Consider the following 14925-nt stretch of genomic DNA (forward strand, 5'->3'; position numbering starts at 1 on the left):
GGGCGGGGCGGACGGGCGCGGGCGCCAGGGGCCCGAGAGGCGGGGCGACGGGTCACCCGATGACCGTACGTCTTCGCACCGCACCTGGGGCGAGAGCAGGCGTGCGCCGGCGCGGGAGGAGCGCGACGCGGCGGTGCAAGGGCGCGAAGAGCGCCATGTACCCCCTTCCCCCGCCCATGCCCCTACATCAGCGGCGTCAGGAAGCGGCGCAGGGCCTCTTCATAGCCTTCTGGGTCGGCGTTCCACATGGCGCCGTGGGGAGCGTTCGGAACGGCGCGCAGGGCGACCTGGTTCGGGTTGCGGTCGGCAAGGCCGCGGGAGAGGGTCCAGGGGGCGATCGTGTCCTCCGGGCCGTGGAAGATCAGGACCGGTGCCGTGATCTGTTCGGGCAGCACGGCGGCCTCGACGCGGTCGCCGCGCATGCCGGTGCGGCCCTGGGCGGCCCGGACGGCCAGTGGCAGCAGGGCGCCGGGGGTGCGGCGGGCCGCCGCGAGGGCCCGTAGCGTGGTCTCCCAGCTGAGCACGGGCGAGTCCAGTACGAGACCGGTGACGCGCTCGCGCAGGGCGGAGTGGGCGGCGGCGCGCAGGGCCATGGTGGCGCCGGTGGACCAGCCGTGCAGGACGACCTGCTGGGCGCCCTGACGCACGGCATGATGGATGGCCGCGTCCAGGTCGCGCCACTCGGTCTCGCCGAAGTGGTTCAGGCCGTCCGGGGAACGGGGCGCCCCGGGGTCACCGCGGTAGGCGAGAAGGAGGACGGGGAGCCCGCGGCCGTGCAGGAACTCCACGATGTTCAGGGGCTGTTCGCGGGTGGCGCCCAGGCCGTGCACCGCGATGACCCAGGTGTCACGGGCCGCGGGCACGAACCATGCGGGCAGGGCGCCCAGTTCGCCCGGCACCTCTACGTCCGTGTGGTCGAGACCGAGGGCGACACCTGGATCGCCGACGTGGACGTTCGGGGTGAGCCACACCTTGTCGCCGGGTTCGAGGGTGCCGTGGCTGACGCGCTCCAGGCGGCGTACGACGGTGTCGGCGGAGTGGGCGGCGGCGTCCAGGACCGGGCCGACCACCGCGTGCGAGCGGTTGCCCACGAGGCCGTACGTGCCGGGCCGCTGCGAGGCCAGGGCCCGGGTGAGCGTGACCTGCCCGGCAGCCGTCGCGTGGACGGTCAGCCTGGGCTCCGTGGGCAGCCGTCCGCCCGCCGGCACCTTCAGCGCGGCGTCACTGGCGAACCTGCCGACGGCGATGCTCGCCGCACCGGCCGCGAGTGCGGCGGTGGCGGCCGCGGCAGCGGCTTTGGCTGTGCGCACGTCTCCAGTGTCCTGTCGGACCCGGCCCCCGGCCAGTGGGAGGACGGTCCGGAGTGACGACGCCCGGCGGGCCCGGCCACCACTCCCGGCACCGCCGGAAGTCCCCTCCCCCCGACACCGCCGGAAGTCCTCTCCCCGGGCCCGCCTCACCCCGGCTGCCCGTACCCCCGCAATCGCTCCTCCACTTCCGCCACCTGCTCGCTGCTCAGGAGGGTCGGGGTCAGCCCCGGCACCGAGGACGCGGTGAGCCAGACGCGGCACATCCACTCAAGCTGGGCCGTGCGGTCGTAGGCCTCGGAGAGGGTGGATCCGTATGTGAGCGTGCCGTGGTTCTGAAGGAGGCATGCCGTGCGGCCCTCCAGGGCCCGCAGCATGTTCTCGGCCAACTCCTGCGTGCCGTAGGTCGCGTACGGGGCGACGCGGACCACTCCCCCGAGCGCGGCGGACATGTAGTGGATCAGCGGCAGTTCCCGTACGAGCGTGGAGACGGCCGTCGCGTGGACGGCGTGGGTGTGGACGACGGCGCGTGCGCCGGTGGCGCCGTAGACCGCGAGGTGCATGGGGAGTTCGCTCGTCGGGCGGAGGGAGCCGAGGACCTGGCGGCCGTCGAGGTCGACGCCCACCACGTCGTCCGGCGTCAGGCAGTCGTACGGCACTCCCGTGGGCGTGACCAGGACCGTGTCGCCGACGCGCACGGAGACGTTGCCCGAGGTGCCGACGACCAGACCGTCGGCCACGGTCCGGCGGGCCGTCGCGACGAGTTCGTCCCACGCCCGTGCCACGTCGTCCGGCACACCCCGGCCCCCTACGGCACGTACGTCCCGCGAGCCCTGAACATCTCCCGTGTCCCGCCCCTGATCCGCCATGCACCGATCCTGACAGGCACGTGGGCGGAGGCGGAGGCGGGCGGGGGGAGTGTAGGCCAGGAGGGCGATCTCCGGGAGCGCGCATACGTGGACACATCACCCCTGAGAGCGATTGGCCAGTGATCGCCCGTGTTTCAACGATCTTCCAGTAGCCTCTGGACGATTTGTCGCACACGTCGCCATTCCGGGGGGAAACATGGCCCGTGATCACAAACCGACCCGTCACCGTTCCCGCGTCATAGCGGCATCGGTGGCGACGCTCACCCTGGGCGGGACCGCCCTGGCGGAGATTCCGGTCTCGGCCGCGAGCAAGCCCAGGGGACACGACGTCTCCTCGCACCAGAAGAACGTGAACTGGTCGAAGGCGAAGTCGAAGGGCGCCAGGTTCGTCTACGTCAAGGCGACCGAGTCCCACACCTACCGCAACCCGTACTTCGGCCAGCAGTACAACGGCTCCCGCAAGGTGGGGCTGATCCGCGGCGCCTACCACTTCGCGGTGCCGAACAAGTCGTCCGGCACCACCCAGGCCGCGTACTTCGTGCGCAACGGCGGGGGCTGGCGCGCGGACGGCTGGACGCTGCCGCCGGCGCTCGACATCGAATACAACCCGTACGACAAGAAGAAGAGGTGCTACGGCCTGAGCAGGACCAGGATGGTCAACTGGATCAAGGCCTTCAGTAACGAGGTGAAGCGGCAGACCGGCCGCCGGCCGGTGATCTACACGACCACGCACTGGTGGAAGACCTGCACCGGCAACAGCAGGGCCTTCGGCGCGAACCACGCGCTCTGGCTGGCGCGCTACAGCTCGGCGGGAGCGGGCGAGCTGCCCGCGGGCTGGAAGGTCTGGACGATCTGGCAGCACGACAACGGCAGCGGCAGCCTGCCGGGCGACCAGAACCTCTTCAACGGGTCGATGACCCAGCTGAAGCGGTTCGCGAAGGGCTAGGACCGGCCGGGCCCAACGCCCCGCGGGGCGGCGGGCTGCGGGCACCCACGAGGACCCCGGGAAGGACTCACCCGGGGTCCTCACGCGTTGGTGGCCCGCACGCAGGCACCCGCACGGCCCGCGCGCAGGCACCGCCGGAAGGCGTACAGAGGGTATGCGGAATGAAACAGTCCGCATCTGTTCGAGGCACAATGCCTTTCAGAGCGCCCCCAACTGGCCGCCGAGGCACGCCCCTCAGCGCAAGCGGAACGCCGGTACCTCAATCGGTACACCCCTCAGCCCTCTCCAGTTCATCTTTCGTTCACTCAGGTTGCCTACGGTCCACACGCAACTGACGTCCAAAAGAAGTCCGGGTAAATGGAAAACTTCTCGCTGATCCTCGCGGTCGTGGTGATCACCGCGCTCGCGTTCGATTTTACGAACGGTTTCCACGACACCGCCAACGCGATGGCCACCACCATCTCGACCGGCGCGATGAAGCCCAAGGTCGCGGTGGCCATGTCCGCCGTGCTCAACCTTGTCGGCGCCTTCCTCTCCATCGAGGTGGCGAACACGATCTCCAAAGGCCTCGTCGACGAGACCGGCATACGACCGGAGGTGATCTTCGCGGCGCTGGTCGGCGCCATCCTCTGGAACCTGCTGACCTGGCTCGTCGGACTTCCCTCCAGTTCGTCGCACGCCCTCATGGGCGGTCTGATCGGCGCGACCATCGCGTCGGCCGGCACGGGCGCGGTGCACGGTGACGTCCTCGTCACCAAGGTGCTGATCCCTGCCGTCGCGGCGCCGCTGGTCGCGGGCATCGCCGCGATGATCGCCGCGCGGCTGACGTACACCATCGGCAAGAACGCCCACGACAAGGCCACGTCCAAGGGCTACCGCGCCGGCCAGATCACCTCGGCCGGACTGGTCTCGCTGGCCCACGGCACGAACGACGCCCAGAAGACGATGGGCATCATCACCCTGGCCCTGGTCGCCGGCGGTGCGCTCGCCCCCGACTCCGACCCGCCGGTCTGGGTCATCCTGTCCGCCGGTCTCGCCATCGCGCTCGGCACCTACCTGGGCGGCTGGCGCATCATCCGCACGATGGGCAAGGGCCTCACCGATCTCCAGCCGCAGCAGGGCTTCGCCGCCCAGACCAGCGCGGCCACGGTCATTCTGGCCTCCTCCCACCTCGGCTTCTCCCTCTCCACCACGCACTCCGTCTCCGGCGCCGTGATGGGCGCGGGCCTCGGCCGCAAGGGCGGTGTGGTCCGCTGGTCCACGGCCACCCGCATGTTCGTGGCCTGGGGCCTGACCCTCCCGGCCGCGGCCCTGGTCGGCGCCGGCGCCGAGTGGGTGACGTCCTTCGGCAGCTGGGGCACGGCACTGGTCGCCGTCTTCCTCGTCGCGTCCAGCGCCGCGATCTGGCTGGCCTCGCGCCGCGAGGTGGTCGACCACACCAACGTCAACGACACCGACGAGCCCGCCGGCGTCGTGACCACGGCCGTCGCGGCGGTCACCCCGCCCCCGGTCGGCACCCTCACCGACGACCTCCCGGCCACCGTCCCCGACCACGCTCCCGCCGAGACCCCGGCGAAGCCTCCGGCGACCGCTCTCTGAGCAAGGAAGACACACCACCATGCACATCGACTGGGCAGCCCTCGGCTCCGTCTTCGGAGTCAGTCTCGTGGTCACCGTGGCCCTCGTCGGCCTCTTCACCCTCGGCATCCTCGGCCTCTCCAAGCGCGAGACGGCCACGGCCTCCGGCACCTCGGCGGCTCTCGCCACGACGGCGGCGTACGCCTGCTTCGCCGCGTGCGCGGCAGCGGTGGCGTACGGGATCTATCTGATCGTGGCCTGACACCGGGGCCACGCGAACGAGTGGGGTGCGGGACGGATCACCGTCCCGCACCCCGCTCGTATGTGGGCCTCAGCACACTCTCCCTTCGCAGGTCAACGGCAAGTTGACGGCTCTTCCAAGGGCGTGGTGGACTGCCGGAGCCATGTACGACGGCAGAAGAGGAAGCCGGTGAAAGTCCGGCGCGGTCCCGCCACTGTGACCGGGGGAGCAATCCCCGGGAGCCAGGAACTCTCGCCGCCGGTCTCGTCGAACCAGGGCGTGGACACCCTGAGTGAGGACATATCGCCATGCTCGGCTGCCGATTGAGATCCAGCACCAGCGCTCTGCCGTATCCAGCGGTCACCTCGGTCACCGTGGTCGGCTGAACGCATGCGTGCCGATCGCGTCTTCGCGTACGGCGCCGCCGCCGGGCTTCTCGGCGACCTGCTCCTGGGCGATCCTCGCCGGGGGCATCCGGTCGCCGTGTTCGGGCGTGCCGCGGGCGCCGTGGAACGGGTGTTGTGGCGGGACCACCGGGGGTGGGGCGCGCTGCACACCGCCGTGTGCGTGGGGGGTGTCGTATCCCTCGCCACCGCCGCCGCACGGGCTGTACGTCCATCCCCTGCCGCCTCCGTCGCGCTGACCGGAGCGGCCACTTGGGCCGTGGTCGGGGGGACTTCGCTCGCGCGGGAGGCCCGGGTCATCGGGCGGGCGCTTCAGGCGGGGGACGTCGACGCCGCCCGGGAGCGCCTGCCGCATCTGTGCGGGCGGGATCCGGGGGCCCTCGATGCCGACGGGATCGCCCGCGCCGTCGTCGAGTCCGTTGCCGAGAACACGTCCGATGCCGTCGTGGGCGCGCTCGTGTGGGGGGCCCTCGGCGGTGTGCCCGGGCTCCTCGGGTTCCGGGCCGTCAACACCCTCGACGCCATGGTCGGTCACAAGTCGCCCAGGTACCGGCGGTACGGGTGGGCCTCCGCCCGGCTGGACGACCTCGCGGGCTGGCCGGGCGCGCGGCTGACCGCCGTCCTGGCAGCGGCGGCCGGTCCGGACCCGCGCGGTGCCGTACGGGCCTGGCGGGCGGACGCGGCGAAGCATCCGAGCCCCAACGCCGGTCCCGTGGAGGCGTCGTTCGCGGGGGCACTGGGGGTGCGGCTCGGCGGAACGCTGTCCTACGCGGGGCGGGTGGAGCACCGGCCCGTACTCAACGCAGAAGGGCGTGCCGTCGCCACACGGGACATCGAGCGGGCCGTGCGGCTGTCCCGGCGCGTCGGCCTGCTGGCTCTCGGCGTCGGTGTGGCCGGGCGGGTTCTGACACGGATTCCAACACGGTTTCAGGCACGGATTCCGGCAGGGGGGCGTACATCATGAGCGGTGGTCTTCTCGTCGCCGGCACCACCTCCGACGCCGGAAAGAGCGTCGTGACCGCCGGGATCTGCCGGTGGCTGGTGCGGCGGGGCGTCAAGGTCGCACCCTTCAAGGCGCAGAACATGTCCCTCAACTCGTTCGTGACGCGGGAGGGCGCCGAGATCGGGCGCGCTCAGGCCATGCAGGCCCAGGCGTGCCGTGTCGAGCCCACCGCGCTCATGAATCCCGTGCTGCTCAAGCCCGGCAGCGAGCAGAGCAGTCAGGTGGTGCTCATGGGCAGGCCCGTGGGCGAGCTCAGTGCGCGCGGGTACCACGGCGGACGGCAGCAGCAACTTCTCGGTACCGTCCTCGACTGTCTCGCCGAGTTGCGGGGCACGTATGACGCGGTGATCTGTGAGGGGGCCGGCAGTCCGGCCGAGATCAATCTGCGGCGCACCGACATCGTGAACATGGGTATCGCCCGGAATGCCCGGCCGCGGCTGCCCGTTCTCGTCGTCGGTGACATCGACCGCGGAGGCGTCTTCGCCTCCTTCTTCGGGACCGTCGCCCTGCTGAGCCGGGAGGACCAGGCGCTGGTGGCCGGCTTCCTCGTCAACAAGTTCCGCGGGGACGTGTCCCTGCTGGAGCCCGGACTGGACATGCTGCACGGGCTCACCGGGCGGCGGACGTACGGCGTCCTGCCCTTCCGGCACGGGCTCGGGATCGACGAGGAGGACGGGATGGCGGTCTCCCTGCGGGGGACCGTGCGGGAGTCGAACGTCGCTCCCCCTGTCGGAGAGGACGTCCTGCGGGTCGCCGTCTGCGCCATCCCGCTCATGTCCAACTTCACCGACGTGGACGCGCTGGCCGCCGAACCCGGCGTCGTCGTGCGGTTCGTGGACCGGCCCGAGGAACTCGCCGACGCGGATCTGGTGGTGGTCCCCGGCACTCGGGGAACCGTCCGTGCCCTTCAGTGGCTGCGGGAGCGCGGCCTCGCCGACGCGCTCGTCCGCAGGGCCGCCGAAGGCCGCCCCGTGCTCGGCGTCTGCGGCGGCTTCCAGATCCTCGGCGAGCACATCGAGGACGACGTCGAGTCCCGGGCGGGACAGGTGGACGGCCTCGGGGTCCTGCCCGTGCGGGTGCGGTTCGCCCGCGAGAAGACCCTCACCCGTCCCGTCGGCGAGGCCCTCGGCGAGCACGTCGAGGGCTACGAGATCCACCACGGGGTCGCCGACGTCACGGGCGGTGAAACCTTCCTGGACGGGTGCCGGGTCGGTGCCGTCTGGGGCACGCACTGGCACGGCTCGCTGGAGTCGGACGGTTTCCGGCGGGCCTTCCTGCGCGAGGTGGCCGCCGCCGCGGGGCGTCGCTTCGTACCGGCCCCCGACACGTCGTTCGCCGAGCTGCGCGAGGAACAGCTCGACCGGCTCGGCGACCTGATCGAGGAACACGCGGACACGGACGCGCTGTGGCGGCTCATCGAGTCGGGCGCGCCGCAAGGACTGCCCTTCATTCCACCGGGAGCGCCCGCATGAGCACAGTGTTGTTGTTGTCGACCGCCGACACCGATCTGCTGGCGGCCCGTGCCTCCGGTGCCCCGTACCGGATCGGCAACCCGACCCGGGTCGATGTCGCCGCGGAGCTGCCGGGGCTGATCGAGGGCGCGGACATCGCCGTCGTACGGCTGCTGGGCGGCAAGCGCGCCTGGGAGGACGGGCTGGCCGCGCTCAGGGCGTCCGGTGTCCCGACCGTACTGCTCGGCGGGGAGGCCGTGCCCGACGCGGAGTTGATGGCCGAGTCGTCGGTGCCGGCGGGTGTGGTGGCGCAGGCGCTGCGCTACCTCGTCGAGGGCGGGCCCGCCAACCTCACCGAGATGGCCCGCTTCCTGTCCGACACCGTGCTGCTCACGGGCGAGGGCTTCGACGAGCCGCAGAAGATGCCCGAGTACGGGGTCCACGGCGCACGTCCCCGGGTCGAGGGCCGCCCGACGGTCGGCGTCCTCTTCTACCGGGCCCACGAACTGAGCGGCAACACCGCCTTCGTGGACACCCTCTGCGACGCCATCGAGGCGCGGGGGGCGAACGCGCTCCCCGTCTACTGCGGTTCGCTGCGCGGCGCGGACGCCGGGCTGTACGAGCTCCTCGGGCAGGCCGACACCCTCGTCGCCACCGTGCTCGCGGCCGGCGGCACACACGCCTCGCAGGCGTCGGCCGGCGGGGACGAGGAGTCCTGGGACATCGGGGCGCTCGCCGACCTCGACATCCCCGTGCTCCAGGGCCTCTGCCTGACCTCGTCGAGGAGCGCCTGGGACGAGTCCGACGCCGCCCTCTCCCCCATGGACGCGGCGATGCAGGTCGCGATCCCGGAGTTCGACGGGCGGATCGTCACGGTCCCGTTCTCGTTCAAGGAGCAGGGACCGAACGACGTCCCGGTGTACGTCGCCGACCCGGAGCGGGCCGGCCGGGTCGCCGGGATCGCCGTACGGCACGCGCGGTTGAGGCACAAGAAGAACGTCGACAAGAAGATCGCCCTCGTCTTCACCGCGTACCCGACCAAGCACTCCCGCGTCGGCAACGCGGTCGGTCTCGACACGCCCGCCTCGGCCGTACGGTTGCTGGACTCACTCCGGGAGGCGGGGTACTCGCTCACCGAATACCCCTCCGGCGGCGACGAGTTGATCCACAGGCTGATCGAGGCCGGCGGTCACGACGTCGAGTGGCTGACGGAGGAGCAACTGGCAGCGGCGCCCGCGCGCGTACCGCTGGCCGACTACCGGGCGTGGTTCGACAAGCTCGACCCCGAACTGCGCGACGGGATGGTGGAAGCCTGGGGCGAGCCGCCGGGCTCGCTGTACGTGGACGGCGACGACATCGTGCTGGCCTCCCTCCGGTTCGGGAACGTCGTCGTCATGATCCAGCCGCCGCGCGGCTTCGGCGAGAACCCGATCGCGATCTACCACGACCCGGACATGCCGCCCTCGCACCACTACATGGCGGCCTACCGGTGGCTGGAGGCCGCGACCTCGGAAGGGGGGTTCGGCGCCGACGCGATCGTGCACATGGGCAAGCACGGCACCATGGAGTGGCTGCCGGGCAAGGGGCTCGGACTGAGCAAGGGGTGCGCACCGGACGCCGTCCTCGGCGAGCTGCCCCTGATCTACCCCTTCATCGTCAACGACCCCGGCGAGGGCACCCAGGCCAAGCGCCGCGGACACGCCACGGTCGTCGACCACCTCGTGCCGCCCATGGCGCGCGCCGACACCTACGGCGACCTGGCCAAGCTGGAGCAGCTCCTCGACGAGTACGCGCTCGTGTCCGACCTGGACCCGACGAAGGCCCCGGCCGTCCGCGCGCAGATCTGGACGCTGGTCAAGGCGGCCGAGCTGCACCACGACCTGCACGTCGACGAGCAGCCGGACGACGGCGACTTCGACGAGTTCGTCATGCACATCGACGGCTATCTGTGCGAGATCAAGGACGTGCAGATCCGCGACGGTCTGCACATCCTCGGTGGCGGCCCGGTCGGCGAACCCCGCGTCAACCTCGTACTCGCCGTGCTGCGCGCCTCCCAGGTGTGGGGCGGGCAGGCGAACGCCCTGCCGGGGCTGCGCGCCTGCCTGGCCGAGCACTTCGGGCTGGTCGAGAAGGACCTGCTGGCCGAGCCGGGGGCGCCGGTGAAGGTGCCGGCCGAGCTGACGGACCTGGTGGACGGGCCGTCCCGTACGGCCGCCGACGCCGTCGACCTGCTGGAGCAGCTGTGCCGGCGGATCGCGGAGGGCATGGAGGAGCGCGGCTGGGCGCTCGCGGAGAGCGGCGCACTGATACGGGACGTCCTCAAGACCGAACTCCCCGGCGCCGTGGCCGTGCTGGAGTTCGCGTGCACGGAGGTCGTGCCCCGGCTCGCGCGCACCACCGACGAGATCGGCCACATCCTCAAGGCACTCGACGGCGGCTATGTCCCGGCGGGCCCGTCGGGCTCGCCCACGCGCGGACTCGTCAACGTCCTGCCGACCGGCCGGAACTTCTACTCCGTCGACCCCAAGGCCATCCCGTCCCGGCTGAGCTGGGAGGTCGGCCAGTCGCTCGCGGACTCGCTGGTCGCCCGCTATCTGCAGGACACCGGTGAGTACCCGAAGTCCGTCGGCCTCACCGTCTGGGGTACGTCCGCGATGCGCACCCAGGGCGACGACATCGCGGAGATCCTGGCGCTGCTCGGCTGCCGCCCGGTCTGGGACGACGCCTCGCGCCGGGTGACCGGCTTCGAGATCGTGCCCCTGGCGGAGCTCGGCCGGCCGCGCATCGACGTCACGGTCCGCATCTCCGGCTTCTTCCGCGACGCGTTCCCGCACGTGGTGGGCCTGATCGACGACGCGGTGCGGGCGGTCGCCGAGCTCGACGAACCGGCCGACCAGAACTTCGTACGGGCCCACGCCGACGAGGACACCGCCGAGCACGGCGACCGGCGGCGGGCGACGGCCCGTGTCTTCGGCTCGAAGCCGGGCGCGTACGGAGCCGGTCTGCTGCCGCTGATCGACGCCCGCAACTGGCGCTCGGACGCCGACCTCGCCGAGGTGTACGCGGTGTGGGGCGGTTACGCGTACGGGCGCGGGCTCGACGGGCGGGCGGCGCGCGGGGACATGGAGACGGCGTTCCGGCGGATCGCGGTGGCCGCGAAGAACGTCGACACCCGCGAGCACGACCTCGTCGACGCGGACGACTACTTCCAGTACCACGGCGGCATGGTCGCGATGGTGCGCCACCTGACGGGGGCGAGCCCGGAGGCGTACGTCGGTGACTCGGCCGTACCGGACCAGGTGAAGACCCGAACGCTGGGCGAGGAGACCCACCGCGTCTTCCGAGCCCGCGTGGTCAACCCGCGCTGGATGGCCGCGATGCGGCGCCACGGCTACAAGGGCGCCTTCGAGATGGCGGCGACCGTCGACTACCTCTTCGGGTACGACGCCACGGCCGGGGTCGTGGACGACTGGATGTACGAGAAGCTCAGCGCGGAGTACGTCTTCGACGCGGAGAACCGGGACTTCATGAAGAAGTCCAACCCGTGGGCGCTGCGCGGCATCACCGAGCGACTGCTGGAGGCGGCGGACCGGGGGCTGTGGGCGGAGCCGGACGCCGACACGCTGGAGCGGCTGCGCGCCACGTATCTGGAGCTCGAAGGCGATCTGGAAGGTGACGTGGAGGGCGACTTGGAGGGCGACGACCAGTGAGTGTTCCGTTTCCGTTCACGGCGGTCGTCGGTCAGGACGACCTGCGGCTCGCGCTGCTGCTGAACGCGGTGTCGCCCGCGGTCGGCGGTGTGCTCGTACGGGGCGAGAAGGGCACCGCCAAGTCCACGGCGGTGCGCGCCCTGTCGGCGCTCCTGCCGGAGGTGGACGTCGTCGCCGGGTGCCGTTTCTCCTGCGATCCGGCCGCGCCGGACTCCGCGTGCCCGGACGGGCCGCACAAGGCCGGCCCCGGTGCGGCACGCCCCGCCCGCATGGTCGAACTGCCCGTCGGCGCCTCCGAGGACCGGCTCGTGGGCGCCCTGGACATCGAGCGGGCGCTCGCGGAGGGTGTGAAGGCCTTCGAGCCGGGACTCCTCGCGGACGCGCACCGCGGCATCCTGTACGTCGACGAGGTCAACCTTCTGCACGACCACCTGGTCGACCTGCTGCTGGACGCGGCCGCGATGGGCGCGTCGTACGTGGAGCGCGAGGGTGTCTCCGTACGGCACGCGGCGCGGTTCCTGCTCGTGGGGACCATGAACCCCGAGGAGGGCGAGCTGCGGCCGCAGTTGCTCGACCGGTTCGGGCTGACCGTGGAGGTCGCGGCCTCACGGGAGCCCGAGCAGCGGGTGGAGGTCGTGCGGCGGCGGCTCGCGTACGACGACGACCCGGCCGGCTTCACGGCGCGCTGGGCCGACGAGGAGGCCGCCGTACGGGCACGGATCGTGGCCGCGCGGGAGCTGCTGCCGTCGGTGCGGCTGGGCGACGGGGCGCTGCGGCAGATAGCGGCGACCTGCGCGGCCTTCGAGGTGGACGGTATGCGGGCCGACATCGTGATGGCCCGGACGGCGACCGCGCTCGCCGCGTGGGCCGGGCGGACGGACGTGCTCGCCGAGGACGTACGGCAGGCCGCGCTGCTCGCGCTGCCGCACCGGCGCCGACGGAACCCCTTCGACGCGCCGGGCCTGGACGAGGACAAGCTCGACGAGACGCTGGAGGAGTTCTCCGGAGACGACGGTCAGAACGACGGTCGAGACGACGATCCCGGGCCCGACGACAGCGGGCCGGGCGGAGGCGGCGGGCAGCCGGCGCCGGACGCCGGGCCGCAGGGCGGGGACACGGGTGCGCGGCCCGAGGCCGGGGAGAACGGCGAGCCCCGGGCGTCGGGCGCCTCCGAGCAGTCCGCCGTACGGGCTGCCGAGCCGTTCCGTACCAAGGTGCTGAGCGTGCCCGGCATCGGTGAGGGTGCCGCCGGGCGGCGCTCGCGGGCGCGTACGGAGCACGGGCGGACCACGGGTGCCCGGCGGCCCCGAGGGACGCTCACCAAGTTGCACCTGGCGGCGACCGTGCGGGCTGCCGCGCCGTATCAGCGGGCGCGGGGGCGGTCGGGGCCGGGGCTGGTCGTGCGCCGGGACGATCTGCGGCAGGCGACCCGCGAGGGGCGTGAGGGGAACCTCGTGCTGTTCGTCGTGGACGCCTCCGGTTCGATGGCGGCACGGCAGCGGATGAGCGCCGTCAAGGGGGCTGTTCTGTCGCTGCTGCTGGACGCCTATCAGCGGCGGGACAAGGTGGGGCTGGTGACGTTCCGGGGTGCGGCCGCCGATGTGGCGCTGCCGCCCACGTCATCGGTGGACGCGGCGGCGGTCCGGCTGGAGTCGTTGCCCACGGGTGGACGGACTCCGTTGGCCGCGGGGCTGTTGAAGGCCCATGACGTGCTGCGGGTGGAGCGGCTGCGGGACCCGGCGCGGCGGGCGCTGGTCGTGGTCGTGACCGACGGGCGGGCCACAGGCGGCCCCGAGCCGGTCGTTCTCGCCGGGCGGGCCGCGCGGCTGTTCGCGGCCGAGGGCGTGGCGTCCGTGGTCGTGGACTGCGAGTCCGGTCCGGTGCGGCTGGGTCTCGCCGGGCGGCTCGCGGGTGAGCTCGGTGGTACGGCGGTGACGCTCGACGCGTTGCGGGCGGACTCGATCGCCGGGCTGGTCAAGGAAGTTCAGGGGAGTTCAAGGAGGGCCGCGTAGTGCCGCAGGGGCAGCCGAGTGTGGTGCCGGATGACGGTCTGACTACTCGTCAGCGTCGTAACCGTCCTCTTGTGGTCGTGCACACCGGGATCGGGAAGGGCAAGTCCACCGCTGCGTTCGGGCTCGCTCTGCGGGCCTGGAACCAGGGGTGGCCGATCGGGGTGTTCCAGTTCGTCAAGTCGGCCAAGTGGAAGGTCGGCGAGGAGAACGCGCTGCGGGTGCTGGGCGCCAGCGGTGAGGGCGGGTCCGTCGACTGGCACAAGATGGGCGAGGGCTGGTCGTGGGTCCAGCGCGATATTCAGGGTGACAACTCGACCAACGAGGAGAAGGCCCGCGAAGGGTGGGAGCAGGTCAAACGGGACCTGGCGGCCGAGACGTACAAGCTGTACGTGCTCGACGAGTTCGCGTACCCCATGCACTGGGGGTGGGTGGACACCGATGAGGTCGTGGACGTGCTGCGGAATCGACCCGGAACCCAGCATGTCGTGATCACCGGGCGGAACGCGCCGGAGAAGCTCGTCGACTTCGCCGACCTCGTGACCGACATGTCCAAGGTCAAGCATCCGATGGACGCGGGCCAGAAGGGCCAGCGGGGCATCGAGTGGTGATGTCGTCGTGAAGTCCTCGTCGTCCGTTCCACGGCTGGTCGTCGCCGCGCCCTCGTCGGGCAGCGGCAAGACCACCGTCGCCACGGGGTTGATGGCCGCGTTCACCGCGCGGGGGCTCGCCGTGTCCCCGCACAAGGTGGGGCCGGACTACATCGATCCCGGGTATCACGCGCTCGCCACGGGTCGGGTGGGGCGGAACCTCGACGCGTATCTGTGCGGGCCGGAGCTGGTCGGGCCGTTGTTCGCGCACGGGGCGCGCGGGTGTGATCTCGCGGTCGTCGAGGGTGTGATGGGGCTGTACGACGGGGCCGCCGGGGAGGGGGAACTGGCGTCCACCGCGCAGGTGGCGAAGCTGTTGCGGGCGCCTGTTGTCCTGGTGGTCGACGCGTCGTCGCAGTCGCGGTCCGTGGCGGCGCTGGTGCACGGGTTCGTGTCGTGGGATCCGGAGGTGCGGGTCGGGGGCGTGATCCTGAACAAGGTCGGGTCCGATCGGCACGAGGCGCTGTTGCGGGAGGCGTTGGAGTCCGTCGGGGTGCCGGTGTTCGGGGTGCTGCGGCGGGTGGCGCAGGTGGATACGCCGTCTCGGCATCTGGGGCTGGTGCCGGTCGCGGAGCGGCGCTGGGCGGCTGTCGAGGCCGTGGACGCCATGGCGGCGCTGGTGGGTGCGGGGTGCGATCTTGAGGGGTTGCTCGCGCTGGCGCGGAGTGCGGGTGGGTTGTCGTGTGCGGGCTGGGACGCTGCTGAGGCCGTGGGAGTTTCGCCCCCGCCGCCCCTTCCCGTTCCCGACCTCGGGGGC

General features: G+C 72.0%; 11 protein-coding genes and 1 riboswitch. Of the genes, 9 read left to right on the forward strand and 2 right to left on the reverse strand.

Going from position 1 to position 14925, the window contains the following annotated elements; genetic code table 11:
• Positions 1-182: 182 nt before the first annotated feature.
• Both FPZ41_RS37450 and FPZ41_RS37455 read right to left on the reverse strand, forming a co-directional pair.
• Positions 183-1310, reverse strand: a complete 1128-nt coding sequence (locus FPZ41_RS37450; RefSeq protein WP_322621222.1) for an alpha/beta hydrolase — start codon at positions 1308-1310, stop codon at positions 183-185.
• Positions 1311-1456: 146 nt separating this feature from the next.
• Positions 1457-2176 carry a class II aldolase/adducin family protein gene (locus tag FPZ41_RS37455; RefSeq protein ID WP_152868132.1) on the reverse strand — a complete coding sequence of 240 codons (720 nt, stop codon included), beginning with the start codon at positions 2174-2176 and terminating at the stop codon, positions 1457-1459.
• Between the two features lie 196 nt (positions 2177-2372).
• Between FPZ41_RS37455 and FPZ41_RS37460 the strand changes: the two genes are divergently transcribed.
• The 9 genes from FPZ41_RS37460 to FPZ41_RS37500 all read left to right on the forward strand — a co-directional run.
• Entirely contained in the window at positions 2373-3122 is a 750-nt protein-coding gene (locus FPZ41_RS37460; RefSeq protein WP_152868135.1) for a lysozyme, read from the forward strand.
• Positions 3123-3479: 357 nt separating this feature from the next.
• Positions 3480-4721 (forward strand): inorganic phosphate transporter, encoded by a 1242-nt coding sequence (locus tag FPZ41_RS37465; protein ID WP_152868137.1) that lies wholly within the window; start codon positions 3480-3482, stop codon positions 4719-4721.
• Between the two features lie 19 nt (positions 4722-4740).
• Complete coding sequence (locus FPZ41_RS37470; RefSeq protein WP_152868139.1) at positions 4741-4962, forward strand: hypothetical protein; 222 nt, start codon at positions 4741-4743, stop codon at positions 4960-4962.
• 110 nt (positions 4963-5072) lie between these two features.
• A riboswitch (cobalamin riboswitch) is annotated at positions 5073-5215 on the forward strand.
• A gap of 116 nt (positions 5216-5331) precedes the next feature.
• Positions 5332-6309, forward strand: coding sequence for a cobalamin biosynthesis protein (locus FPZ41_RS37475; RefSeq protein WP_152868141.1), 978 nt, complete (start codon positions 5332-5334; stop codon positions 6307-6309).
• Positions 6306-7820: a cobyric acid synthase gene (locus FPZ41_RS37480; RefSeq protein WP_152868144.1), complete on the forward strand. Its 1515-nt coding sequence runs from the start codon at positions 6306-6308 to the stop codon at positions 7818-7820. The genes FPZ41_RS37475 and FPZ41_RS37480 overlap by 4 nt, the downstream gene beginning before the upstream one ends.
• Complete coding sequence (cobN, locus tag FPZ41_RS37485; protein ID WP_152868146.1) at positions 7817-11509, forward strand: cobaltochelatase subunit CobN; 3693 nt, start codon at positions 7817-7819, stop codon at positions 11507-11509. The genes FPZ41_RS37480 and cobN overlap by 4 nt, the downstream gene beginning before the upstream one ends.
• Positions 11506-13521 (forward strand): putative cobaltochelatase, encoded by a 2016-nt coding sequence (locus FPZ41_RS37490; RefSeq protein ID WP_322621223.1) that lies wholly within the window; start codon positions 11506-11508, stop codon positions 13519-13521. The genes cobN and FPZ41_RS37490 overlap by 4 nt, the downstream gene beginning before the upstream one ends.
• Positions 13521-14129 (forward strand): cob(I)yrinic acid a,c-diamide adenosyltransferase, encoded by a 609-nt coding sequence (cobO, locus tag FPZ41_RS37495; protein WP_188291465.1) that lies wholly within the window; start codon positions 13521-13523, stop codon positions 14127-14129. Before FPZ41_RS37490 ends, cobO begins: the two co-directional genes overlap by 1 nt.
• A 7-nt stretch (positions 14130-14136) precedes the next feature.
• The coding region (locus FPZ41_RS37500) for a cobyrinate a,c-diamide synthase (RefSeq protein WP_322621224.1) at positions 14137-14925 on the forward strand (789 nt) is incomplete at its 3' end.

Origin of the sequence: Streptomyces acidicola (genome assembly GCF_009377235.1) — a bacterium.
Lineage (GTDB): Bacteria > Actinomycetota > Actinomycetes > Streptomycetales > Streptomycetaceae > Streptomyces > Streptomyces acidicola.